Raw genomic sequence first — 25,028 nt, forward strand, 5'->3', positions numbered from 1 at the left:
TATGACGACCCAGCCGCCCCGCATCTGGACGGTTGCCGGGGTGACGCTGCTGTTGCTGGTGGGGTCGCTGGCGCTGTTCTGGCCGGGCATCGCGATGTACGATAGCGTCGGCCAGTTCGCCCAGGCGCTGACCGGTGCGTATGAAGACTGGCATCCACCCGCAATGGCGCGGATGTGGAACGCGCTGCACGCGGCCATTGGCGGCACCAGCGAGCCGATGTTCGCCTTGCAGATGGCGCTATATTGGGCCGGGTTCGGCCTGATCGCGGCAGCGCTCGCGCGGCTGGGGCGGCGGCGTGCGGCGGCGGCGTTGCTGACAATCGGCGCGCTGCCTTTGTTCCTTGGCTGGCAGGCGGCGGTGCTCAAGGATACACAAATGCTGGGCGCGGTGCTCGCGGCGTCCGGTGGGATTGCGTGGTGGCGGCTCAAAGGCGCGCGCGTGCCCGTCTGGGCGCTCATCATTGTGGCGGCGTTGCTGGCTTATGCCACGCTGGTGCGCGCGAACGCGGTGTTCGCGACCGTCCCGCTGGCGGTGATGCTGTTCGGGACAGGGCGCTGGTGGACGCAGCTTGCGCTCGGCCTGGCGGGGGTGGCGGCGGTGTTGATGGTGGCACCGCTGCTCAATCACGGGCCCTTGGGCGCGGTGTCGAGCGGTGTCGAGCGGACCGAGGCGCTCTACGATCTTGCCGGGATAGCGGCCCGTGCGCCCGATGCGGCGGTTGGCTTTACCCCGCTTGAGGCGCGGGCGTTGGTGGCGGGGCATTGCGTCAAACCGTATTTCTGGGATCCGCTGGGCGAGGAAACCCGCTGCGCGCCGATCGTGGCGCGCCTGCAACGGCTGCCTGCGGGTGATCTCTACCGGATGCTGGTCGCAGCGATCGTGCGAAACCCGTTGGCCTATGCGGCGCATCGGCTGGCGCATTTCAATTCGACCGAACGCTGGCTGGTGCCGGCCGGCTGGCCGGGTGCTGCTCCACCGGCGCGGAGCGAGCCCAACAGCCTTGGCCTGGGCAACCCCGGCGCAGCGGCGCGCGGGTGGCAGGTGGCTGCCAAGTGGATGGCGGAAACGCCGCTCGGATGGCCGTTTGCGTGGCTGACGGTCGCGATCGTGGGTTTGGCGGCGGCGGTGCCGCGCGCAAGCGCTCCGCCGCGTGACCTGGCGCTGGCGCTGCTGGTTTCGGCGATCACGCTGGAGCTGAGCTTCGGCGTGCTGAGCATTGCCTCGGACTTGCGCTATCATTTGTGGCCGATGGTCGCGACGACGCTGGCGACGGTGCTGTTGTGGGGGGACTGGCGGCAGAGCAAGCGCGCGGTGCGGATCGGCGGGCTGGCCCTTGCCGTGGTGCTGCTCGCTGGAACCGTGGCGCGGCTGACGTTGCCGACTCCGCCGACCAGCTATCGTGATTTGCTGCGGTAGGAAATGCGGCGATTGAGGACTGTGCCGACCCAAGCACGCAAACCCGATGGGTCGCAATGCTTGGGCCGGCGGGAGCCGATCAGGCGGCGGTCGGTGCCGTCGTAAATTGCACCACATCGTCGTCGCGTTTCGCGGTGACGGGTGGGGTGCGGTCGAAGGCGCGCGTGCCGGAGTCGGCGGCGATATGCTTCAGACGCCCATCAATCGAGGCACCGGTTTCGATCGCGATCGATTCATATTCGACATCGCCGATAATGCGGGCGGCGCGTTCGATGGTCAATTGACGGACCGACACCGACCCTTCGATCGCACCGGCAAGCCGCGCGATTTCGGCGGTCACTGCGCCGTTGATGCGGCTGTCATTGCCCTGGACGAGGTTGGCGCAGTGGACATCGCCATCGACGCGACCGTCGATATGCAAGTCGGCAGTCGCCGCGATATTGCCGGTAATCACCATGTCGGGGCCAATGACCGAAAACATGCCACGCTTGCCATTGGCGCTTTGCGGCATCGGCGGTGCCGGGGGAAGCCCCGGTCCTGCATCCCGGTCACCGCGCGAACTGCTCGTGAAAATCGCCATCTACCCCACCCTCACAACACCCCGAATCTGGGGTTTTGGTAGCATAGCGTGCAGAAATTACAGAACTAAGTTCTCGCTGGCGGGCGTGCCATAAGGGGATTGTCGTTGGCTGCGGGCTGCAGCACCGCGCGGGCGAGCGATAGCGTTGCCGATAGCAGCGCGACCGCGCCAAACATGGCAAAGCCGGGAAGGTCCAGCCGATCGCCAATCAGGCCTAAAGCCGACCCGGCTTGCAGCAGGATGGCGACTCGCCAGCTTGCGCGGTCATGACGGGCGAGGGCGAGGATTAGCGCCAGCAGGTCGGCCAGCAGGAAGCAATCGGCCTGCTGATACGGCAGGAGCCCGCCCATGATCAGCGCGGCGAGCAAGGCCGCCGCGATCAGCGACCGACCGTTCAGGTGCTGCGCGGAGAAGCGAGCGATATAGGCAGCGCTGACACCGATGGTCGCCGTAACGGCGAGGCCCGACAGCGACAGCGCGCCCAGCGGGAGCGCTTGCACGATCGCCCAGATATTGGGGGCGTTGGCGGAAAGCGGCGGAAGGCCGTCGGCCCGACCCGCAAACACGCTTTCCCAGCCGGGCATCGGCCATCCGATCGCGAACAGTACTGCCAGCGTTGCGAGGCTGATCAGTGGCGCGACGGCCCAACGGTGCACCGGGACGTGGCGGTTGATCAGCAACGCCAGGAGGAGCGGCGCGACTAACATCGCGTGCGGATCGAAAGCCAGCGCCGCTCCCCACCACAGGAGCATGTGCATATGGCGGCGATCGAGCGCGGCTGCGAGCGCCATCAGGCACGCCGCGATCCAGAAGGCGTCGCTCAGCCCGTTCAGGCCCGGCTGGAGCAGGAGGGAGGGCGCGATCGCGAAAAGCGCGGCGCTCCGTTCGGGTGCCGCCACGCCCAGCCGCCGCAAGATCGCCAATGCGGCAAGCGACACGACCGCGATGCCGAGCAGCGCGCAGAATGCGCCAAGGGCCAAGTTCGCCGACACGCGCGAGAAGCGTGCAAGCGCGGCGACAGGATCGAGCGTCAAGAGCATAGGCCCAAACGCCAGCACCGCCGCAATCAGCAGCGACAGGGCCATTGGCGGCAGGCCCCGCCGGTGCGGGCGCGCAGGCATCGTGACGAAGGCGGCATTCACCCGTTCGTCATGCCAAGGCCGAGCTAAGGCCGCGTTAAGGGCGCGCCCGTTGCGTGCGCAGCGCCAACGCCCCTTGCCCAAGCGCGCGGCGAGGTTCACCATCCGCGTCGCGACGCAGGACGACGTCGGCAGGAGAGGACAGATGCTGTGGTCAAGCGGCGCGCAGCGCCACTCTTCGCCGCCTCATGCGTTGACGCGATCGGCCGTTACGAAAACGGCGTGGCAGCAGAAGGAAACGAGCGCATGACGGATACAGCGAGCGACGCTTTCAAGGAAACCATCACCGATCCGGCTCAAAAAGCCGCGGAGTCGATCCGCGAAGCCAGCACCAAGATCGCGGAGAACAGCGCCAGTGTCGGTCTTAAACTGCTCGACCAGGCCGAGACCAACACGCGTGAGGCCTTCGCGGCCATGCGCGCCGCCGCCTCGGCAAAGGATTTGTCGGAAGTGATGAAAATCCAGGGCGAGTTCCTGCGCGAACAGGGCAGCCGCAGCATGACCCAGGCGCGCGAGATTGGGGAAGTGATCCTGCAATTCGGCCGCGACGCGGTCGGCGCGGTGCGCGGCGACGCGTGATCGGGCCAAGGGCGCTCGGGTCGAGCGCCCTTGCTCCCCTGCCGTCGTGGCGCGCGGTCAGGCAGCCGTCTCGCTCGATTCGGCCGAGCGCGGTTTCGCCGTGGCGGGCATGTCGTGGCTGAGGATGGTCAGGTCATAGGCCACTCCCGCGCGATCGCGCACCTGGCCCTTGAGCAACGCCTCGGCGCGGAAGCCAAGGCTTTCGAACAGCATAACCGATCCGATTTGGTCGGGGGTCATCTGCGCGGTCAATTTGGTAAGGCCCCGCTCCATCGCGATTGCGTAAATGCCCTCCAGCAAATCTCGGCCCAGCCCGGCCCCGCGCTTTTCGGGGGAGACGAGCAAGCGCACTTCGCCGACATGGCCGCTCCAGCCCAACGGATCGCGCACCAAGGCGGCCGCACCAACGAGTTTCCCATGATCATCCTCGGCGATCAGGCTGTCGATCGCGCCCTCGCCAATCGCCTCGACCCAGGCGGCGATCACGCGCGGATGCCGCAAATCGCGCCCGAGGAACAACAGATCATGCTCGGGCAAGCGTTCGGCAAACGCCCGCATCGCCGTTTCGTCTTTTGCCGCGAACCGGCGAATGTGATGGCCCATGCTGATCGTTTCCCCAAAACACCACGCTCGAGCTTGGCTTATGCCACCCGATCGACCGCCCCGGCACGGAGGCTGGCATGCCTGCCTGCGATTGTCACCTCTTGGTGCCGCAAAATACGGGCCGGCACCGCACTGTGATGCTTCGAGGGGGGCGCGCTTAGCGTTGCGGCGCGAGCGGTTGCGGTCCTGCGGGCGTCACATCCAAGGCAGCATCCCCGCCCAGCGCCCGGTACAGCGTCACCCGGTTGGTGGCACCGGTCAGCCGCGTCGTCACCAGCGAGCGCTGCGCCGAATAAAACGACCGTTGCGCATCGAGGCTTTGCAGGAAGGTGTTGATGCCGCCGCGATAGCGCGCGTCGGACAGACGGTAATTGTCCCCTGCGGATTTGGTCAGCGCCTCTTGCGCCGCCAATTGGTTGCCGATCGTGCCGTGTCGGGCCAGCGCATTGGCGACTTCCGAAAACGCCGTCTGGATCGATTTTTCATAGCTGGCGAGCGCGGAATCGCGTTGCGCCTGCGATTGCGCGACACCCGCGCGACCGGCACCGGCGCGGAAGATCGGATAGCTTACGCTCGGCGCAACCGAGTAATTGAAGGCCCCGCCGGTAAACAGGTTGCTGAGCGAGGTACTGGCAAGCCCAGCCAGCGCGGTGAGCGAAATGCGCGGGAACAGTGCGGCGCGGGCCGCACCGATCTGCGCATTGGCGGCGCGCAGCGTATATTCCGCCTGCACCACGTCGGGGCGACGCAGCAGGATGCCGGAATCGAGCCCTGCGGGCAGTTCGGCGATCGTCGGTGCGGCTTCCTCGATTGAGCTTGCCAGCAAGGTCGGGTCGACCGGGGCACCAACCAGCAATTGCAAGGCGTTGATGTCCTGCGCAACGGCGGTCGTCTGCGTCGCGAGATCGGACAAGGCGGTCTGCTGCACGATCTGCGCCTGGTCGAGATCCGTGCGCGGCGCGATCCCGCCATCGAGCCGCGCTTTGGTGAGCGTGACGCTGCGCTGCGCGCTGGCCGCAGTATCGCGCGCGATCTTGAGCAGGCTCTGGTCCGAGGCGTAGTTCAGCCAGGCGGAGGCGATGTCACCCACGAGGGTCAGCCGGGTGGCGCGCGCGGCGGCCTCGGTCGCGAAATAGCTGTTCTGCGCGGCGGTGGTCAGCGAGCGGACACGGCCGAACAGATCGATTTCGAACGCCGTAAGGCCAAGGCTGGCCGAATAGGTGTCACGAACCCCCGACCCGCTCGTCGTTGTGCCGCCACTGGTCGATCCGCCAGTACTGCCCGACGAGACGCCACTGGTGCCGTTGTCGCGGTGGCTGAAGCTCAGCCCCCCATCGACTTCGGGCAACAACGCTGCGCGCTGAATGCCATATTGCGCCCGCGCGGTGGCGATGTTGGCGGCGGCAATCCGCAAATCGCGATTGTTGACCAGCGCTTGCTCGACAAGTCTCTGCAGGCGCGGATCGCGGAAAATGTCGCGATAGCTGACGCTGGGCAGCGTGATTTCGCTCTGCTTGAGATAGGCATCGCCGACGGGCCAGCTCGGCGGCACGGGCAACTCTGGCCGCACATATTTCGGGGCCATCGAGCACGCGGCGAGCGACGCCAGGGCTGCTAGCGAGACGGTTTTGCGGATCATGCCGTTGGCTCCGGCTGGCCCGGGGCCGCGGCGGGTGGGGTGGGATGCTCGTGGTGCAGATGCTTCAACATGTCGCGCGTGCCGCGGCGGACCAGCACGAAGAACAGCGGGATGTAGAAGATCGCCAGGATCGTCGCGGTCAGCATCCCGCCGATCACGGCGGTGCCGATCGCGATGCGGCTGTTGGCACCCGCGCCGGTCGAAATGGCGAGCGGTAGCACGCCGAAGATGAAGGCAAAGCTGGTCATCAAAATCGGCCGCAAGCGGATGCGCGCGGCTTCCAGCGCCGCCTCGATCACGCGCTTGCCCGACTTTTCGGCCTGTTCCGCAAATTCGATCATCAAAATCGCGTTCTTGGCGGCAAGGCCCATCGTCGTCAGCAGCCCGATCTGCAAATAGACGTCGTTCTGCAGCCCGCGCAGCGTCACCGCGAAAATCGCGCCGACCAGCCCGAGCGGGATGACCAGCAGCACCGCGATCGGGATCGACCAGCTTTCATACAAAGCGGCAAGGCACAGAAACACGACAAGCAGCGAAATGCCGTAGAGGAACGGGGCCTGTCCCGAGGACAGCCGTTCCTGATAGGACAGGCCGCTCCATGCCACACTGATGCCGGGATAGTGCGCGGCCAGTTCGGTCATCCGGTTCATTGCCGTGCCCGAGCTGTTGCCCGGGGCAGCCTGGCCCGAGAGTTCATAGGACGAGATGCCCGAGAAGCGCGCGAGCGTCGGTGGGGTCTTGCTCCACGAAATGGTGGAGAAAGCGGAGAAGGGGGCCATTTGCCCGCTCGATCCGCGAACATACCATTGCGCCAGATTTTCAGGTGCGGCGCGATATTGCGCGTCGCCCTGGACATAGACGCGCTTCACGCGGCCGCGATCGTTGAAATCGTTAACGTAGCGGCCGCCCCAGGCGGTAGCGAGGGTAGTGTTGACGTCGCTTTGCGTCAGCCCGAGCGTGCTCAGCTTTTGCGCGTCGAGATCGACCTTGAGCGTCGGCTGATCGTCGAGATCGGTCGGGCGCACGGCGGCGAGCGTCGGGTCGGCGCGCGCGGCGGCGAGCAGGCTGTCGCGTGCCGCCTTGAAGTCGGTGCGGCTGAGCCCGCCGGTGTTCTGCAATTCCATCGTGAAGCCATTGGACTGGCCAAGCCCGCGGACGATTGGCGGCACGGTCGCATAAAACTCGACGTCGCGCAGCCCGCTCAGCGCCTTGGTCGCGCGTTGCGTGATCGCGTCGGCACCGTTGACTGCGCCCTTGCGATCGGCCCAGTCCTTGAGCGCGATGAAGCCGCGACCGGCATTCTGCCCGCCCGCGACACCGCCGCCGCCCGAGCCGGCCACGGTCAAATAGCCGTCCACATTCTTGCCCTCGGGGCCGGCGAAATATTTCTCGATCTGCATCTGCGCCGCGCGCGTCTGGTTGATCGTCGCGCCGGGGGCGAGGTTGAACTGGATCTGGGCGATGCCCTGGTCTTCGGTCGGCAGGAAGCCGGTCGGCAAGCGCACGAACATGATCGCGAGGATCGCGACGACCCCGGCGTAGATCAGCAGGAACAGCCATTTGCGATCGACCACGCGCGACACGGCATTGCCATAGCGCGTCACCATGCGGTCAAACCCGGTGTTGAACCACTCCGAGGCCGCGCTGGTCTTGCGGTCGAGCCAGCTCGCTTGCTTGGTCTTGTCCTTGCGCTTCAGCAAGGTGGCGGTCAGCGCCGGGGTCAGCACCAGCGCGACCAGCACCGACAATCCCATTGCCGATACGATCGTGATCGAGAACTGCCGGTAGATCACCCCCGTCGAGCCGCCGAAGAACGCCATCGGCAGGAACACCGCCGACAGCACCAGCGCGATCGCGATCAGCGCGACGGTGATTTCGTCCATCGACTTGATCGTCGCGTCGCGCGGCGACATTTCGGGATGTTCTTCCATCAGGCGTTCGACGTTTTCGACCACGACGATCGCGTCATCGACCAGCAAACCGATCGCCAGCACCAGCCCGAACAAAGTGAGCGTGTTGATTGAAAAACCCGCCAGCGAGAAAATGCCGAAGGTGCCGAGCAAAACCACTGGCACCGCGATCGTTGGGATCAACGTGGCGCGCCAGCTTTGCAGGAACACGAACATGACCACGACGACCAGCGCGATCGCTTCCATCAGCGACTTTTCGACTTCCTCGACCGACAATTTGATGAACGCGGTCGAATCCTGCGGGAAGCTGTAGGCATAGCCATTGGGGAAGTTTTTCGAGGCGCGCTCGATCTCGCTCTTCACCAGTTCGGCGGTGCTGAGCGCGTCCGCACCGGGAGCAAGGCTGACGGCCAGACCGGCACCTGGGTGGCCGTTGACGCGGCTGGTGATGCCGTAATTCTCTGAGCCGAGCTCGATCCGGCCGACATCGGACAGGCGCACCGTCGATCCGTCCGCCTGTGTCTTGAGCACGATCGCGCGGAACTGCTCGGGGGTCGACAGGCGTGACTGGGCGGTGACGGTGGCGTTGAGCACCTGTTCGGGGGCGTTGGGCGTGCCGCCGATTTCGCCGGCGGCGACTTCGGTATTCTGCGCGGTGATCGCGGTGACGACGTCGCCGGGGATGAGGCTGTAGCTGGCGAGCTTGTTGGGATCGAGCCACACGCGCATCGCATATTGCGCGCCGAACACGTTGATGTCGCCGACGCCCTTCAACCGGCCGATCGAATCCTGCAGGTTGGAAACCAGATAGTCGGACACGTCCTGGTTGGTGGTGCGGTCACTGGTGTCGTAAATCGCGGCGATCAGCAGGAAGTCGGGGTTGGACTTGGTGACGGTAATGCCCTGTTGCTGCACTTGCTGCGGCAGGCGCGGCAGCGCTTGCTGGACCTTATTCTGAACCTGCACCTGAGCGATGTCGGGATCGGTGCCCTTGGCGAAGGTCGCGGAAATATTGACCTGCCCGCGCGACGACGAACTGGTGCTGAAATACAGCAAGCCATCGATGCCGGTAAGCTGTTGCTCGATCACCTGCGCGACCGATGTTTCCAGCGTCTCGGCCGAGGCACCCGGATAGGTCGCGCGGATATTGACGTTGGGCGGCGCGATATCGGGGAATTGCTCGACGGGGAGCGTATAAATCGCCCCGATCCCGCCCAGCATGATGATGATGGCGATGACCCAGGCGAAGATCGGCCGGTCGATGAAAATGCGCGAAATCACGGGCGGTCAGCCCTTCGACTTGTCAGAGGTCGGGGCCTTGATCGTCTGCGGCGTATCGGCGCTGACGGGTTTGATCGGCTGGTTGGGCTTCACCTTGCCGACACCCTGCGTGATCACCTTGTCGCCGGCGCTCAGGCCATCGGTCACGACCCAGAATGCGCCTTGGGTACGCGGCGCGACGATGGTCTTCTGGATCGCTTTATTGCCCGGCCCGACTACGAACACCGTCGCATTGCCCTTGGGGTCGCGCGACACCGCTTGCTGCGGCACGAGGAAGGCCTTGGTATCGATCGACTGCGCAAAGCTCGCGCGGACGAACATGCCGGGCAGCAAGAGGCCCTTAGGGTTGGGGAAGCGGGCGCGCAGCGTGACGGTGCCGGTCGTCGGATCGACGACGACTTCCGAAAATTCAACGTCGCCGGTCAGGCCGTAATCGCTGCCATCCTCCAGCTTCAACCGCACATCGGCGCGCGTTGGAACGGCACCGCCGCTGGTGAGGGCGCGGCGCAGGCGCAGCAGATCCGCGCTCGCTTGCTGGATGTCGACATAGATCGGATCGAGCCGCTGGATCGTGGTGAGCGGGCTCGTCTGGCTCGCCGTGACCAACGCCCCTTCGGTGAAGAGCGAGCGGCCAATGCGCCCAGTGATCGGCGCAGGAACGGTGGTGAAGCGCAGGTTGATCTTCGCCGTCTCGAGCGCGGCGCGATTTTGTTGCACGGCTGCGGCCGCTTGGCGCGCCGTGGCGGTGGCGTCGGTATAATCCTGCTTGGCGACCGCTTCCATGTCGGCCAGCGGCTTATACCGCTCGGCCTTTGCCTTGGTCGCCTCGGCATTGGCGGCCGCGCTGGCGAGGTTGGCCTGCGCCTGATTTGCTGAGGCGCGGTACAGGCTCGGGTCGATCTGGTAGAGCGGCTGGCCCTGGCGTACCAAGGCCCCTTCAGTGAAAAAGCGGTGCAGGATCAACCCGCTGACCTGCGGCCGTACCTCCGAGCTTTGATAGGCGGCGGTCCGCCCGGCGAGTTCGGTGACGATCGGCACGCTGGTCGGCTGGACGACGACAAAGCCGACCTGGGGTGGACCCTTGGCGGCGTTCTTCTTATTCTGCGAGGAGGCACCACACCCGCTGAGGAGCAGCGCCGAACCGCCAAGCAACGCAACTGTATGCAGGGAGAAAAACCGAACCGTCATCGCTGTCCACCGCTCCGGGCCAAGTCGGCGCATGGTGGATACCCTGCGCAATCGTCGCCAAACGTCGTCTGTTAGGGATTGTTCCGGGGCCGGATCAACTGTCTCGGTTCGGCCCTAACCGACTCTATTGCGACGCAACATGTCACCGCAGCTTGGCGATGGTCAACCCATCGACCTTTGCGCGGTCCTTGGTGGATTCCTCGCTGCGCTTGAGCGCCTTGGCGATGGCCTTGAGCGCCATGCCCTTTTTTGCGAGGGTATGCAGCTTATGGATTTCGTCGCTGGTCCAGGGTTGCCGGTGGCGTTCGAATCGATCTTCGCTCATAGCGCTGCGCTACCGCACTCGCGGGGTCTGCGCCAGCGTATCGCCTGTCTGACACACTCTTGCGACACTTGGCGGCTAGGCGGCCAAAGTCGTTTCTAACCTCGATCTACGGATATGTTATGGCTGCCACCACCACGTTGTTGACGCTTGCACTCGCGGCAGCCCCCGCGCTGGCGAGCGCGCAAGCGGCGTCGCAGTCCACTGGCGTGCCGCAGGCCCCTGCCAAATCCACCAAGCCGCCCGTGTCGGATGATAGTGAGGAGGGGCCGGACATTGTCGTGCAAGGGGCCAAGCAGCCGGGCGCGGTGATTGGCGATATTCCGCCCGAACAACAGCTCGGGCCGGCCGACATCCGCTCTTATGGGGTCAGTTCGGTCTCCGAATTGCTGACCGAACTCGCCCCGCAAATCCGCAGCGACCGTGGCAGCGGCGGCGCGCCGGTGGTGCTGATCGACGGCAGGCGCATTTCCGGCTTTGCCGAGATACGCGACTTGCCGACCGAGGCGATCGCCCGGGTCGACATTCTGCCCGAAGAAGTCGCGCTGAAATATGGCTATCGCGCCGACCAGAAGGTGGTCAATTTCGTGCTGCGGCGGCGCTTCCGCGCGGCGACGGTCGAGCTGTCGGACAAAGCCGCAACAGAGGGCGGGCGCAACACCCCGCAGGCCGAACTCGATTTGCTCGCCATCGCCAATAAGGGGCGGGTCAACCTGCACCTCGAATATCAGGCATCAGACGCGCTGACCGAGAATGAGCGCGACATCCAGCCCACCACAAAATCGTCCGCCACTGGCGGCAGCCCTGCCAGCACGACCGACCAACGCCCGTTTCGAACCCTGCTGCCCTCGGGCCGCACCTTCAACGCCAACACTACCTATGCGCGCATGTTCGGGGACATTTCGGGCACCGTAAACGCCACGCTGTCGGCAACCGACACCACGGGTCTGCTCGGGCTGCCGGCCGATGCGGTGGTCGTCAATGGCGTGCCAAGCGGCAATGTCACGCCGCTCAAGCAGCGCAACTCGACCGTTGGCGCGCATCTTGGCACGGCGTTTAACGGCGTGGTGGGCGGCGGCTGGCAATGGTCGGTCACCGGTGCCTATGATCACAATGAATCGAAGACCTTTACCGATACGGGCCTCGGGTCTGCGGCGGCTTTGTCGCCGGTCAATCGCGGCTATTCGACCTCGGACGAGGGGCAGATTGACCTGCTGCTCAACGGCGCGGTGTTCAAGCTGCCGGCCGGCGAAGTCTCGACCAGCGTGCACCTCGGTGGCGATATCAGCGACTTCAACAGCCAGTCATATCGCGCCGGGCTGACCTCGCTGGGCGGTGTCTCGCGCAACACCGTCAACGGCCAGCTCAATATCGACGTGCCGCTGACCAGCCGCGCGAAAAACGTGCTGCCGGTGATTGGCAGCCTGTCGGTGAACGGCAATGTCGCGGTCGATCATCTGTCGGATTTCGGCACGCTGACGACGCTTGGTTATGGCCTCAATTGGTCGCCAGTGGTGCCACTGCGGATCATTGCCTCAGTCACCGATCGCGACACTGCGCCGACCGCGCAGCAACTCGGCAACCCGCAAGTGGTGACGCCCAACGTTCCCGTGTTCGATTATGTGCGCGGCGTGAATGCGGTGGTGACGACGGTTTCCGGCGGCAATCCCAATCTGATTGCGAGCAACAGCCATACGCGCAAGCTCGGCGTCACGCTGAAGCCGTGGAGTACCAAGGATCTGTCGCTGTCGGCCAATTATGTCGATGTGCGCACCGAAAACCCGGTCGCCAGCTTCCCGAGCGCGAGTTCGGCGATCGAGGCGGCGTTCCCGTCGCGCTTCACCCGCGATGTCGATGGCAATCTGCAGCGGATCGACACGCGGCCGATCAATTTTGCCGAGAGCAGCCGGTCGGAACTGCGCTGGGGCATCAATTTCTCGACGCCGCTAAAGTCGAAACTGCAAAAGCAGATCGAGGCGTGGCGCGCGGGCAAGGGGCCCAATCCGTTTGCCGGGATCAAGATTCCCGATAGCGTCGCGCGGCAGATCGCCCAGGCACGGGCGGAGCGCGGCGGTGACGCAGGCGGTCCAGGTGCGGGTGGCCCCGGCGGCCCCGGTGGCCCCGGTGGCGGTGGTGGTGGACGCGGCGGCTTTGGCGGGGGCGGGGGTGGCCGTGGTGCGCCGGGCGGCCGTCTGCAATTCGCGCTCTACCATACGTGGCATTTCACCGATCGCGTGCTGGTGCAGCAGGGTGGGCCTTCGCTCGATTTGTTGCGCGGCGATGCGATCGGCGGCAGCGGCGGCCAACCGCGCCACGAGCTGGAAGGGCAGGCCGGGTATAGCAATAACGGCATCGGCGTGCGGCTGTCGGCCAATTGGCAAAGCGCGACCAGCGTCAATGGCGGCACCGCCGCCAATCCGCAGGATCTGCATTTCTCGGATCTGGCGACGGTCAGCCTGCGCTTGTTCGGCGATCTCGGGCAGCGGCTTGAGTTGGTGAAGAAGCATCCGTGGATGCGCGGGATGCGCGTCGCGGTCGCCTTCGACAACATCTTCGATTCGCGCCAGCGCGTGACGGATTCGAACGGCACGACGCCCGTCGCGTATCAGCCCGATTATCTCAACCCGCTGGGGCGGACGGTGCGGGTGTCGATCCGCAAGCTGTTCTTCTAAAGGGCGATACCGACCATGCTTTTGCGGCATGGCGGCTGAACGGCGCGGGCGGTTGACGCGGGGGGCGGCGGTCGTAAGGGAGGATGCACGTTTCCAGGAGTGTCCGCCATGAAGACCCGCGCCGCCGTCGCCTTTGAAGCCAAGAAGCCGCTCGAAATCGTCGAACTGGATCTGGACGGGCCGAAGGCGGGCGAAGTGCTGGTCGAGATCATGGCGACGGGCATTTGCCATACGGACGCCTATACGCTCGACGGGCTCGACAGCGAGGGCCTGTTCCCGAGCGTGCTGGGGCATGAGGGGGCCGGCATCGTGCGCGAGGTCGGCGCGGGCGTCACTTCGGTCAAGCCGGGCGACCATGTCATCCCGCTCTACACGCCGGAATGCCGCCAGTGTAAATCGTGCCTCAGCGGTAAGACCAACCTCTGCACCGCGATCCGCGCGACCCAGGGCAAGGGGCTGATGCCCGACGGCACGACGCGTTTCAGCTACAAAGGCCAGCCGATCTTCCATTATATGGGCTGCTCGACCTTCTCGAACTTCACCGTCCTGCCCGAGATCGCCGTCGCCAAGATCCGCGAGGACGCGCCGTTCAAGACCAGTTGCTATGTCGGCTGCGGCGTGACGACTGGGGTCGGCGCGGTGGTCAACACCGCCAAGGTGCAAGTCGGCGACACTGTCATCGTGTTCGGCCTGGGTGGGATCGGGCTCAACGTGCTGCAGGGCGCGCGGATGGCGGGCGCGAACATGATCGTCGGCGTCGACATTAACCCCGACCGCGAGGAATGGGGTCGCAAGTTCGGCATGACGCATTTCGTCAACCCGAAGGACGTGACCGACCTGGTCGCGCATCTGGTCGCGCTGACCGATGGCGGGGCGGACTACACTTTCGATTGCACCGGCAACACCACCGTGATGCGCCAGGCGCTGGAAGCGTGCCACCGTGGCTGGGGCACGTCGATCATCATTGGCGTGGCCGAAGCGGGCAAGGAAATCAGCACGCGCCCGTTCCAGCTCGTTACCGGCCGCAATTGGCGCGGGACGGCGTTTGGCGGGGCCAAGGGGCGCACCGATGTGCCCAAGATCGTCGACTGGTATATGAACGGCAAGATCGAGATCGACCCGATGATCACGCATGTCCTCTCGCTCGACGAGATCAACAAGGGCTTTGATTTGATGCACGCGGGCGAGAGCATCCGCAGCGTGGTGGTGTACTGACCCTTTCCTCCTCCCCGCGGGCGGGGAGGAGGGCCCTTACTGCCGCGCCCGCAAAGTGACGCCGATCACGCGCGGGTCGCTTGGCGTGCCGAGGATCAGGCCCGAATTGCCCGCCTGGATCGTCAGATTCTGGATGTACTTGGCGTTGAACAGGTTGCGCACGAACACCGCGACTTCGAGCCCGCTTTTGCTGCGCAGGCCAAGGCTGGCGTTGGTGACGTTGTAGCCGTCGATCAGCGTGTATTTCGACAGGCTGGGGTCGCCATAATAGCTGGTGCGCCAGCTTGAATCGGCGTGCAGGATCAGCGCCGCGCTGCCGAGCGGCAGCGTGTAGTCCCCGCCAATCGTGGTTGACCATTTGGGTAGCCCGGCAAGCGGGCGTCCGGTCAAGTTGCACGCGGCGGTGGCGGCGGTCTGCACCTCAAGCGGGCAGGGGCCGGCGGGATAGGTCGCATAGGTCCCATGCGCGTAGGCGACATTGCCGCGCAGTTGAAAGGCGCGGGTGACGTTGGCGGTGATATCGGCCTCAAAGCCCTTCACCGTCACCTTGGGAATGTTGGACAGATAACCGCGCAGCGCCACGGTTTGCGAACTGTCGACGATCGTCGCCTGGAAATCGCGGACATCGGTGTAATAGCCCGCGATATTCGCCACCAACCGGCGGTCGAACAGCGCGGCCTTGATCCCACCTTCATAGGTAGTGTTGAGTTCGGGGCGGATCACGGCGGTGGTGAGCACCGGCTGGTTGGCGGTGTTGAGCGGCAGACCCGACAGGTTGATTCCACCCGATTTGAAGCCGCGTGCATAGCCGCCATAGAGCATCACGGTGTCGGTCGCTTGCCAGGCGAGATTGGCGCGGCCCGACACGTTGCTTTCGCGGTCATGCGCGACATAGCTTTGCGGGCGCAGCACGCCGAGCCGGGCGTTTATGAGGGTCGTATTGGTCGTGGCGGGGCCGCCGAACACGGTGGTGTCGTAAGTGCCGTCCTTCACTTCATAGGTGTAGCGCAGGCCCCCAGTCAGCGTTAGGCGCGGCAGGATCTTGTAGTTGAGCTCGGCAAAGGCGGCGTAGCTATCTTCCTTCAGCCGGGTGTGGCCGTCCGTGCCATAGCCGTCGAGCAAATTGGCGGGCACCGCGACGGCGGGCGTGCCGGTGGTCTGGCCGATCAGATAATAGGCCGCCGCCGGGCCATAGATGCTGATTGGTTCGCCGGTGATTTTCTGGTCGAAGAAATACAGGCCAGCGACATAGCCAAGCCGGTGGTCGCCATTCGAGGCGAGGCGCAATTCCTGGCTGTACTGATCCTGGCGCGAGGGGATGTGCTGGCTGAGCTGGACCGGGATGCCGGTGTAATCGCGGTCATTGGCGGCATCCCAGTTCCAGAAGCGCCATGCGCTGACCGAGGTGAGCGTTGCGAAACCGACATTCCAGTCGGCAATCGCCGAGACGCCGCCTTCATTGGTGTTCACGCCCAACGCTGCGTCGATATCGGTGACGCGGTCATACGGATTGGTGCTGGGCGGGCTATAGTTGAACAGCGCCGCCAGCGCCGGATATTGCCGTGCAGGCGAACGCAAGCTCTGGCCGACACGCAGATAGACCTGCGTGCAGCATTCGCTTTCGAAATTGGTGAAATCGCCGGTCACGCGAAGCTGGAAATCGGTGGTCGGCTTGAACAGGATCTGCGCGCGCACCGCTTGATTGCCGATGCCGTTTTCCTTGGCACCGGTGCGGACATTGTCGATCACGCCGTCGCGCCGCGTGACCAGGCCCGACAGGCGGAAGGCGACGGTATCGCCGATCAGCGGCCCCGAGGCCGAGGCCTTGGCCTGGACGAAGTTGTAGCTGCCAACCGACAGTTCCTCGCTTGCTTCTGGGGTGAAGGTCGGCGCGCGGGTGGTGATGGTGATGGCACCGGCGGTGGTGTTCTTGCCGAACAGCGTCCCTTGCGGCCCGCGTAGTACCTCGATCTGCTGGATATCCGAGAAATCGAACGCGGCGGTGGCGGGGCGGGCGTGATAGACTTGGTCGACATAGAAACCGACGCCGGGTTCCAGCCCGTCATTGGCCTGGCTGACCGCGACGACGCTGCTGCCAAGGCCGCGAATGGTAAAGGCGGTGTTGCGCGGGTTGGCCGAACTGTAGTTGAGCGCGGGCACCAGCAAGCTCAACTGGCTGGTGTTGACGGTGTAGGACCGGTCGATCAGCGCGCCGCCAACCACCGACACGGCAAGCGGCACCTTCTCCAGATTTTCCGCGCGCTGGCGTGCGGTGACGACGATGTCGCTATTGGGATCGATCGCGGCGTCGGCTTTTGGCTGATCGGGGGTGGGCTGGGCATCGGCGACGCAGGGCATCAGCGCCAGCACAGCAACCGCCGACACGGTGGCGGTAAAGATCGACGATCGCATGCAAATCCCCAGCTTTGGCCGACGGTGCTCCGTATCGGCGACTTGCTATATATCGTGGGATATAGCGATTAACAGCGCACGTTCGATCGTTTTGGTGCGCGCGTCGCGCGGTGTGCTCGTTTCAGGGCAGGATCAGGAAGGCGTCAGGCGGCGCAATAGTGGTCGAGAAACGCCTGGTGCGTCGGCATTCGCGCGACCGCGCTCGCGATATTGCCTTTCAGGTCGTCGAGCGCGCGCTGCATATGCTCGATGCTCAGCATATGCCCCATATGGTGATAGCTGGCGGGCTCCAGCCGTTGCCCAAGCATGACTTGCAGCCAGGAATCGGCCTGGAACAGATCGTCGGCGGTCTGCGGGGTCAGCGCGGCCTCGCGGAACAGGGCGATGCGCTGCGCGAGCGTCGCCGGGATGTCCATCGTGCGGCAGCGGTCCCAGAACGGATCGTCGCTGCGCTCGGTCAAATGATAATGCAGGATGATGAAGTCGCGCACGCGCTCCAGCTCGGTTTCAGCCAGCGCGTTGTAGTGCTGCACCAGCGCGGGCTTGATGCCGTTGAACGGGAAGGATTGGATCAGGCGGGTGATGCCGATCATGATCAGGTGGATGCTGGTCGATTCCAGCGGCTCGACGAAACCGCTGGCGAGGCCCAGCGCCACGCAATTCTTGTCCCACACGCGTTTGCGGCGACCGGTGACATAGCGGATCAGACGCGGATCGGTGATTGTCTCGCCGTCGATGTGCGCGAGCAGCTTGTCGTGCGCGGCGTCGTCCGACAAATAGTCGCTGCAATAGACCAGGCCATTGCCGACGCGGTGTTGCAGCGGGATCTGCCATTGCCAGCCGGCCTCGTGCGCGATCGCGCGGGTATAGGGTAAAGCGGGCTGGACGGCCTTGGTCTGCACCGCCAGCGCGCGGTTGGTGGGCAGCCAGTGGCTCCAATCCTCATAGCCCGCCTTCAGCGTCTGTTCGATCAGCAGCCCGCGAAAGCCGGTGCAATCGATGAACAGATCGCCTTCGATCCGGCGACCATCGGCCAGATCGAGCGCTTCGATATAACCCGTTTCGGGATGCTGGTGAACCTGCCCGATCCTGCCCTCGACGCGGGTAACGCCGCGCGCTTCGCTGAACTGGCGCAGGAAGAGCGCGTAGCGCGAGGCATCGAGATGATAGGCATAGTTGATCTTGGCGTCTGGCCCGGTGGCGAAGCGGCCAGCCTCGGCTGCGGTCAGCTCGAAACAATAGTCGCCCAGCGCGCCGCCCGCGCCCTCGGCGCGGGCGCGCAGCCACATATGCTGGAAATCGCCCATCCAGATCGACTGGCCGACGCGCCCGAAGGAATGGATGTAGCGATCCCCGCGCCGCGCCCAGTTTTCAAAGGCAATGCCGAGTTTGAAGGTCGCCTGCGTTGCGCGCATAAAATCGCGCTCGTCGATTTCGAGGAAGCGGTGGAAGGTGCGGATCGTCGGGATCGTCGCCTCGCCGACGCCGACCGTGCCGATCTCGTCGGATTCGATCAGCACGATGTCGAGCAAGGGCCCGAGATGCTTCGACAGTGCCGCCGCGGCGACCCAGCCCGCCGTGCCGCCGCCTGCGATCACCACGCGCTTGATCGTCTGCGTATCGGCGCGGGGAGGGGCGGCGGTCATCGGTTCAACCTTTGCAGCAAATGCGCGCGCAAGCGGCGGGCGGTGAGATCATCGAGCGGCGCGAGCGGCCCGCGCGCCGCTTCGGGAAGATGGTCGGCCGCAGCATCGGCCGGGCCGAACACATAATGGTCGAACAGCGCGCGCCACGCCTGCTTCTCGGTCAAAGGGCGGTCGCGCAAGCTGAGCAGGCCGTGCAGCAGCGTGGTCATCGGCGTGTCGAGGAAGCGCGGTGCTGCGTTCCACCAATAATTGACCAGCACGTTGAAGGGCTCGAGCGCCTCGACATTGTGCCACCACAAAGCCGGGTAGACGAGCACGTCGCCGGGTTCGAGATCGAACACCTGCGCGGCTACGAGCGCCCTAGCGAAGCGCGGGTAACGATCGAGATCGGGCGCGCGCAGATCGACCATGCTGACCACTTGTCCGCCCGGCGTCGGCTCGAGTGGCCCCGGATAAAGGTTGGCGACCTGATCGGGCGGAAACAGCGTGAAGCGCCGCCGCCCGACCAGGCAACAGGCGATGTTGTTCGACATGTCGTAATGCGTGGCTGCGGTCGTGCGGTTGCCGATCCAGATGCTCGCCAGCGGGGTGGCACCGCCAAACGCCTCAGGCGGAAGGGCGAGGTCGTTTTCGGCGCGAAAACTGGGAAGATAGGTGTCGAGATCGGTCGAGCCGACATAGAGCGCGTCTGCTTGCGCATCGTCCAGCGTGGCGAGCATCCGGTCGAGAAAGGCATCGAGCTTCACGCGCGTCGCGGTGAAGTTCATCGCGGTGAGGTCGGCATTGTAGAAGAACCGACCGCCAATCTCGGGCGGGCCGCTATAGCCGACCACTGCGGTGCCGCTGTAGAAGGACTTGAGATAGGCCACCGCCGCCTCGGGGCCCTCAAGGCCCTTCGCGACCAGCGGCCAATCCCGCACCAAGCCGCGCAGCACGACAGGCTGCTGCTGCGCGATCAAGCCCGCCGGGTCGAGCAGCGGCTCCGGCGCGGGGGTGCTCATACCGGGACCGGTGCGCCCGCTTGGGGTTCGCCCAGTTCGGCGCGGCGCTTGCGGTTCTTGAGCTCGATCAGCCGCGCGACATTGCCGAGCGACGACGCGATCAGGAATGCGTGCCGCAAATAGCCGCTCTGGTTGAGCGCGTGCAGCGCCGTGGCGTCGAGCCGGGCCAGACGATCGGTGCCGATCGTGAAACAACCCGGCACATCATAGCGGGTATGCGCGTCGAGTGCGATTTCCAGTGTGACAGGCTCGATCAGGTCAGCCTGTTCGAAGGCGGCGAACATGGCGTCGCGCTGCTGATGCCCATCATGGATGACCTGCAATACCCGCACGATATGGTCGAGATACGGCGACGATCCGCCATGCGGCAGGAACACGGCCTGCGCATGCTGGCTTTGCGGTGCCGCGGCGATGCGGGGATGGTCGAGATCGACATGCAGCATCGGCTCGCGCCGCGTCTGCCCGTCGATCGTGCGATCGACCAGGCCGATCAGGAACGGGCCGCGCTGGTGGATTGCGGGGATGTGCCGCGCCTGCCATCCGGCGGCATCGAGAAACAGGTTTTCGTCGGGGTCGAGGCCGAGCAGCGCCACGGCATAGAAGGCCCCGGCCTCGTCACGGCGCAACAGCACGGGATAATCGCGCTGCACCTCGTCGATTTCACTCGGAAAAACGACGCATTCGTTCACCGCATCGCCGAAATGGGCAGAGTAGCCGATGGCGACGCGCAGGTCAGCATGGGCGATGGTATCGAGAAGAACCGTCTTGGTCATACGCTGTGGTAATCGCCGATCGGGATTGCGCCAAGCGGCACGAGATCCGCGCGACCGAAAGCCCCCAAAAAATAACCGGGTGCTCCGTTGCGGAAGCACCCGGCAAGGTGGAGGAAATCAGAAGCGGTAGCGTGCGCCGAACAGGAAGCGGCGCTGCAATTCCTGGGCGAACCAGACGTTGCTTTCCGAGCGGCCATAAGTCCGCAGGCTCGCATTGGTCAGGTTGATCCCTTCGATCGACAGCGCGATCTTCTTGTTGAGATCATAGCTGATGTTCATGTCGAGCTGACCGAACGCCTTGGTGTAGACCGGGTTTTTGTAGCTGTCGCGGTTGAGCTGCGACAGGAACTTGTCGCGCCAATTGTAGCTGAGCCGTGCCGAAATGCCGTGCTTGTCGTAGATCAGCGTGGCGTTGGCGGTGTTGCTGAGGCCGGTCAGCGCGAACTGGTCGACATTGGGATCGCCACCATTGTTGAAGCCGACATCACCCTTCACATAGGTGAAGCTGCCCGAAACGCCGATGCCGGTCTGGCCGAAGAAATATTGGCCTGCGATTTCGAAGCCGTAAATCTCCGCGTCCTTGTTGTTGATCGGGCGCGAAATGGTGAAGTTATACAAGGGATCGGACGACGAGCCGTTGATATCGACCGCCGACAGGATCTGGTTGACGAACGCCTGGTCGACCGTCTTGGTGACCGAGCTGTAATGCGCGTTGAACTGCGTTGCCGCCGCCGCTGCGCCATCCCGCTGGAGCAAGGCGGAGTAGGTGAACAGGTTGACGTCGCTGATATCGGCCCCCAGCGCACTGAGCGCCGCCTTGGCGGTGCCCGAAAGCGTCCCTGGCGTCCCCGAGCTCGGATCCCGCAGGCCGAACAGCGACCCGTTGGAAAGCCCCGTGCCGATGAAATTGTGCACGCGCTTGTCGAAGAAGCCTGCCGAGACATAGCTGTCGGGCTTGAAATAATATTCGAACGACAGATCGAAATTGTCCGAGATCAGTGGCGCGAGGTTGGTGTTGCCGGTGTTGGCGGTGGCGACGCCGCCGATCGCGGTTGGCCGCGAAGGCGCGAAGACGCTCGTCGAGGCGAACAGATTGTCATAGTTCGGGCGGGCGATCGTGCGGCTCGCCGAGAAGCGGCCGATCAAATTGCGCTTGAGCTCGACCTGGAAATCGAACGACGGCAGGATGTTATCGTACGACCCATAGCCGCGCAGCGTTTGCGGGGTCGCCCCGACGCTGATCGTGAAGTCGTTATCGGCAACCCAGGCGATCTGGTTCGGCACCGCCTGCAGCGAAATCGCTTCGTCCTTGGTATGTTCATAGCGGGCACCGGCGACGAGCGTCGCATTGTGGCCCGCAATCTCACCCTTCCAGGTGACCTGGCCATAGCCCGCGTAGATCGTTTCCTTGACGGTGTTGTTCTGGCTGGCGGTGATCGCCACACTGTTGCCCTTCGCGGCATAAGCCGACGACAGCGCATTGTAGAGCGTCAGCGCGTCACCGCGGAAGGCGACCAGATTGGGGCCGGTGCCCTTTGGATCATAGCTGTTGAATTTGCACAGCAGGCAGAAGTCCTTGAGCACACCAGGCGCGAGCTTCTGGACGTCGCCGGGGAAATCGACGCTCCAATTGCCCAGCGTCTGCTGGGTCGAGGTCAATTGCTGGTTGGTGTCGGTATCGCGATAGAGGCCGCCGAAATCAAAGCGGCTGCCGCCACCCAGATCCCAGCCGAAATCTGCGCGGATTTCCTTGACCTTCTGGCGCTGGCTGGTGGTGTAGGTGCGCCCGATCGAGGAGCCAACGTCGTTCACGTCGAGCACGCCATTGTGATTGCCGCCGACAAGCGAGGCGTCGCTGATCGAGATGTCCTGCACCGGGATCTGACCGCTATAATCGACCGAGTGCGCGGTGATGACGTTCGCACCCAGGCCAACCAGCGTCGAGCTGGTGCCGTTGCTGTTGTTCGGCAGCACCGACGATTTGCCGTAATGGCCGTCGATCGTCAGCGTGAAATTGTGCGCGATGTCCCACTTGGCGTTGAGGCCGTAATCCTCAAGCTGGTTCTTCTGCGCGCGCGCCTGCTGCTCGAAGCCGGTGTCCTTCACGCCGGCAATGGTCTCGTGCAGATAGGTCGTGGTGGCGACCGCCTTGTTGCTGTCGAAGGTGACGACATCGAACGGGCGGTTAAACCAGTTCGATTCATCCGAGCGCTGCTCGTCCTGCAGCGTACGCGCAAACAGCGCGTCGGCGGTGATGGTCAGTGCGTCGGTCGGCTTGAACTGGACGATCGCCTGGCCGTTCAGACGCTGATATTTGTCGTCCGAAAAGTGGTAGCGGCTGTCATTGGGGACCGAGACCAGCTGGTTCGGGTCGGTCGGCGCGTTGTTGATCTTGGTCGCTGCGTTGACGAAGCCGTTGCTGGGGTTGAGGAAATCAGCGAGCGTGCGGATATTCCACGCGTTGGAGGTCGCCGACACGGTCGAAAAATGCCGTTCCTGATAGCTGCCGAACAGCGACACGCCGAAGGTCTGGTCGGGGTTCGACCAGCTCGCCAGCCCGGTGATTTCCGGCGTGACTTTCGAGCCGCAATCGACACAGTCATTGGCGCTGGTGTCGTAGTTGAGCTTGCCGCCGAGCGTGCCGTTAAAGCCCGACTGGCGCGAATCGAGGGGACGCCGCGTCACGACGTTGATCGTCGCACCGATACCGCCCGAGGGGACGGCGGCGCGGCCGGTCTTGTAGACTTCCAGCGTCTTCACGCCTTCCGACGCCAGGTTGGAGAAGTCGAACGAGCGCGTCACGCCAACGGTGCCGTCGGCGCTTTCGTCGCCGCCGACCGTCTGGACATAAGACGACGCCAGGGTGCGACCGTTAAGCGTGACGAGATTGAAGCTCGGCCCGAAGCCGCGCACGGTGACCTGCGCGCCCTGACCGTTGACGCGGTCGATCGACACGCCGGTGATGCGCTGCAGCGATTCCGCGAGGTTGGTGTCGGGGAACTTGCCGATATCTTCCGCCGAAATGGCGTCGACGATACCGGTCGAATTGCGCTTGATCGCGATCGACCGCTCAAGGCTGGCGCGGACGCCGGTGACGACGATATCGTCGCCCGTCGTCGAGTCGGCAGGCTTGCTGGCGTCCTGTGGAGCCGGCGCGCTCTGCGCATGGGCGGATTGCGGGAGCGCGAGCCCCGCGGCGAGCGCTACTACCGAAGCCGACCAGACATAAGCCGACGCGTGACCAAAGCTCTTCATTGAGCCCCCCTCCCAAAATGACGCGGCCTTATCTGGCCGCTTGAAACCCCATGCCGATCCCCCAATGGATGCGGCACGAATAGCGCTATCAGATTGTCTTACGTTGTCAATACGCCTTCGTTGACGGACATCGCCGTGCCAGCCGCGCGCGGCTCCGCCGGGTGGACACGGATTTGATGGTGCGGCGCACAAAAATACCGAAAATTCGATAGCTTCTCACGGGGCAAGCAAGCTCTACGCATTGCGCGATGCCCGGTCCTCGTCGAACCGGAACGGCCCTGCACGCTCGGCCGAGGGGGCAAGCGGGTGTCAACGTTATCAGAGGCATCTAGCGCACCGGGTTTTGTTCTGGTCTATTGCGCGCGGATCTGGGTTTGAGTGGCATGAAACGAACGACGATTGTTGACGTGGGGCGGCTGGCGGGGGTCTCGGCCAAGACGGTGTCGCGTGTTCTCAATGACGAGCCGCATGTCAGCGCCGCGGTGAAGCAGCGGGTCCGGGCCGCAGCCGATGCGCTGGATTATCACCCCAATGTGTTTGCGCAGGCGCTGGTTCGACGCAAATCGCACATGATCGGCCTGGTCTATGAAAACCCAAGCCCGAGCTATGTCGTTGAATTGCAGAAGGGCGTGCTGGAACGGCTGATCAACGAACGCTATCGCCTGGTGGTGATCCCGATTCGATCGGTGCAGGAGAACGCGGCCGAGGTGGTAGGCCTGTTGCGCTCGGCCGCCCTGGATGGGGTGGTGCTCGCCCCGCCCGCATCGGATCATCCGTTGATTCTCAATCAGTTGAAGGAAGCGCGCATTCGCTGCGCGCGGATCGCGCCGACGCGCATGATCGAGGCGGCGCCCAGCAATCTGGTCGATGACGTTGCTGCGGCCCGCGAGATTGCGGCCTATGTGATTGGCCTCGGCCACCGCGAAATCGCGATCATCCGCGGCGACCCGACGCATCCATCGACCGAAGCGCGGATGCTTGGCTATATGCAGGCGTTCCATCAGGCCGGGCTCGACTTGCGCTTCGACCGGATCGAACCCGGCATGTTTACCTTCGACAGCGGGCTTGCCGCCGGGCGCAACATTCTCGCACGCGCCGATCGGCCGACCGCGATTCTGGCGCAGAATGACGATATGGCGGTGGGGGCGATGATGGCGGCGCGCGAGATTGGCCTGTCGATCCCCGAACGCCTGTCGATCGTTGGGTTCGACGATTCGGAGGTGTCGCGAATCACCTGGCCGCGGCTGACGACGGTGCGGCAGCCGGTGTTCGAAATGGCGGTGGCGGCAACGGAAATGGTGATCGCCCAGCTTGAAGATCGCGAGCCGCTTGCCCGCGTGCTGCATCACCACACGCTCCTGATCCGCGAATCCGCCGCGCCGCCCCACGCATAGGC

At 64.5% G+C, this 25,028-nt stretch carries 17 protein-coding genes; 5 read left to right on the forward strand and 12 right to left on the reverse strand.

Translation table 11 applies throughout. The features are described from left to right. Window position 1: 1 nt before the first annotated feature. Window positions 2–1,417 carry a hypothetical protein gene (locus tag ON00_RS17875; protein WP_010408332.1) on the forward strand — a complete coding sequence of 472 codons (1,416 nt, stop codon included), beginning with the start codon at window positions 2–4 and terminating at the stop codon, window positions 1,415–1,417. A 79-nt stretch (window positions 1,418–1,496) separates the two neighbouring features. Here the strand turns inward: ON00_RS17875 and ON00_RS17880 are convergent, their stop codons facing one another. Next, a complete protein-coding gene (locus ON00_RS17880; RefSeq protein ID WP_010408334.1) occupies window positions 1,497–1,997 on the reverse strand; it encodes a bactofilin family protein in 501 nt (166 codons plus the stop codon). Between the two features lie 65 nt (window positions 1,998–2,062). After that, window positions 2,063–3,082, reverse strand: a complete 1,020-nt coding sequence (locus ON00_RS17885; protein ID WP_154651370.1) for a hypothetical protein — start codon at window positions 3,080–3,082, stop codon at window positions 2,063–2,065. A 204-nt stretch (window positions 3,083–3,286) separates the two neighbouring features. Here ON00_RS17885 and ON00_RS17890 point away from each other — a divergent pair, with 204 nt between their 5' ends. Continuing rightward, entirely contained in the window at window positions 3,287–3,715 is a 429-nt protein-coding gene (locus tag ON00_RS17890; protein WP_010408338.1) for a phasin family protein, read from the forward strand. Between the two features lie 57 nt (window positions 3,716–3,772). Here the strand turns inward: ON00_RS17890 and ON00_RS17895 are convergent, their stop codons facing one another. The 5 genes from ON00_RS17895 to ON00_RS17915 form a co-directional block, all read right to left on the reverse strand. Continuing rightward, window positions 3,773–4,318: a GNAT family N-acetyltransferase gene (locus ON00_RS17895; protein WP_010408340.1), complete on the reverse strand. Its 546-nt coding sequence runs from the start codon at window positions 4,316–4,318 to the stop codon at window positions 3,773–3,775. 157 nt (window positions 4,319–4,475) lie between these two features. Further along, window positions 4,476–5,957: an efflux transporter outer membrane subunit gene (locus ON00_RS17900; RefSeq protein WP_010408342.1), complete on the reverse strand. Its 1,482-nt coding sequence runs from the start codon at window positions 5,955–5,957 to the stop codon at window positions 4,476–4,478. Continuing rightward, window positions 5,954–9,148, reverse strand: a complete 3,195-nt coding sequence (locus ON00_RS17905; protein ID WP_010408343.1) for an efflux RND transporter permease subunit — start codon at window positions 9,146–9,148, stop codon at window positions 5,954–5,956. The genes ON00_RS17900 and ON00_RS17905 overlap by 4 nt, the downstream gene beginning before the upstream one ends. A gap of 6 nt (window positions 9,149–9,154) precedes the next feature. Continuing rightward, window positions 9,155–10,336, reverse strand: a complete 1,182-nt coding sequence (locus ON00_RS17910; protein WP_010408346.1) for an efflux RND transporter periplasmic adaptor subunit — start codon at window positions 10,334–10,336, stop codon at window positions 9,155–9,157. A gap of 142 nt (window positions 10,337–10,478) precedes the next feature. Continuing rightward, on the reverse strand, window positions 10,479–10,661 hold the full coding sequence (locus ON00_RS17915) for a hypothetical protein (protein WP_010408348.1): 183 nt from the start codon (window positions 10,659–10,661) through the stop codon (window positions 10,479–10,481). Window positions 10,662–10,780: 119 nt separating this feature from the next. Here ON00_RS17915 and ON00_RS17920 point away from each other — a divergent pair, with 119 nt between their 5' ends. Beyond that, entirely contained in the window at window positions 10,781–13,330 is a 2,550-nt protein-coding gene (locus ON00_RS17920) for a TonB-dependent receptor (RefSeq protein WP_010408351.1), read from the forward strand. A 108-nt stretch (window positions 13,331–13,438) separates the two neighbouring features. Further along, complete coding sequence (locus ON00_RS17925) at window positions 13,439–14,545, forward strand: S-(hydroxymethyl)glutathione dehydrogenase/class III alcohol dehydrogenase (RefSeq protein ID WP_010408353.1); 1,107 nt, start codon at window positions 13,439–13,441, stop codon at window positions 14,543–14,545. A 36-nt stretch (window positions 14,546–14,581) separates the two neighbouring features. Here the strand turns inward: ON00_RS17925 and ON00_RS17930 are convergent, their stop codons facing one another. From ON00_RS17930 to ON00_RS17950, 5 genes are all read right to left on the reverse strand, one after another. Next, the gene (locus tag ON00_RS17930; RefSeq protein WP_010408355.1) at window positions 14,582–16,957 is read right to left on the reverse strand and encodes a TonB-dependent receptor; all 2,376 of its coding nucleotides are present in this window, start codon (window positions 16,955–16,957) and stop codon (window positions 14,582–14,584) included. A 143-nt stretch (window positions 16,958–17,100) separates the two neighbouring features. Continuing rightward, a complete protein-coding gene (locus ON00_RS17935) occupies window positions 17,101–18,603 on the reverse strand; it encodes a tryptophan halogenase family protein (RefSeq protein ID WP_010408357.1) in 1,503 nt (500 codons plus the stop codon). Further along, window positions 18,600–19,604 (reverse strand): cupin-like domain-containing protein, encoded by a 1,005-nt coding sequence (locus ON00_RS17940; RefSeq protein ID WP_010408360.1) that lies wholly within the window; start codon window positions 19,602–19,604, stop codon window positions 18,600–18,602. The genes ON00_RS17935 and ON00_RS17940 overlap by 4 nt, the downstream gene beginning before the upstream one ends. Further along, complete coding sequence (locus tag ON00_RS17945; RefSeq protein ID WP_010408362.1) at window positions 19,601–20,377, reverse strand: SapC family protein; 777 nt, start codon at window positions 20,375–20,377, stop codon at window positions 19,601–19,603. Before ON00_RS17945 ends, ON00_RS17940 begins: the two co-directional genes overlap by 4 nt. A 117-nt stretch (window positions 20,378–20,494) precedes the next feature. Continuing rightward, window positions 20,495–23,632, reverse strand: a complete 3,138-nt coding sequence (locus tag ON00_RS17950) for a TonB-dependent receptor (protein WP_010408365.1) — start codon at window positions 23,630–23,632, stop codon at window positions 20,495–20,497. A gap of 383 nt (window positions 23,633–24,015) precedes the next feature. On the opposite strand from ON00_RS17950, the gene ON00_RS17955 reads away from it, so the two are divergent. Beyond that, window positions 24,016–25,026, forward strand: a complete 1,011-nt coding sequence (locus tag ON00_RS17955) for a LacI family DNA-binding transcriptional regulator (RefSeq protein WP_010408367.1) — start codon at window positions 24,016–24,018, stop codon at window positions 25,024–25,026. The last annotated feature ends 2 nt before the right edge of the window (window positions 25,027–25,028 follow it).

Origin of the sequence: Sphingomonas echinoides ATCC 14820 (genome assembly GCF_000241465.1) — a bacterium.
GTDB classification, from domain to species: Bacteria; Pseudomonadota; Alphaproteobacteria; order Sphingomonadales; family Sphingomonadaceae; genus Sphingomonas; species Sphingomonas echinoides.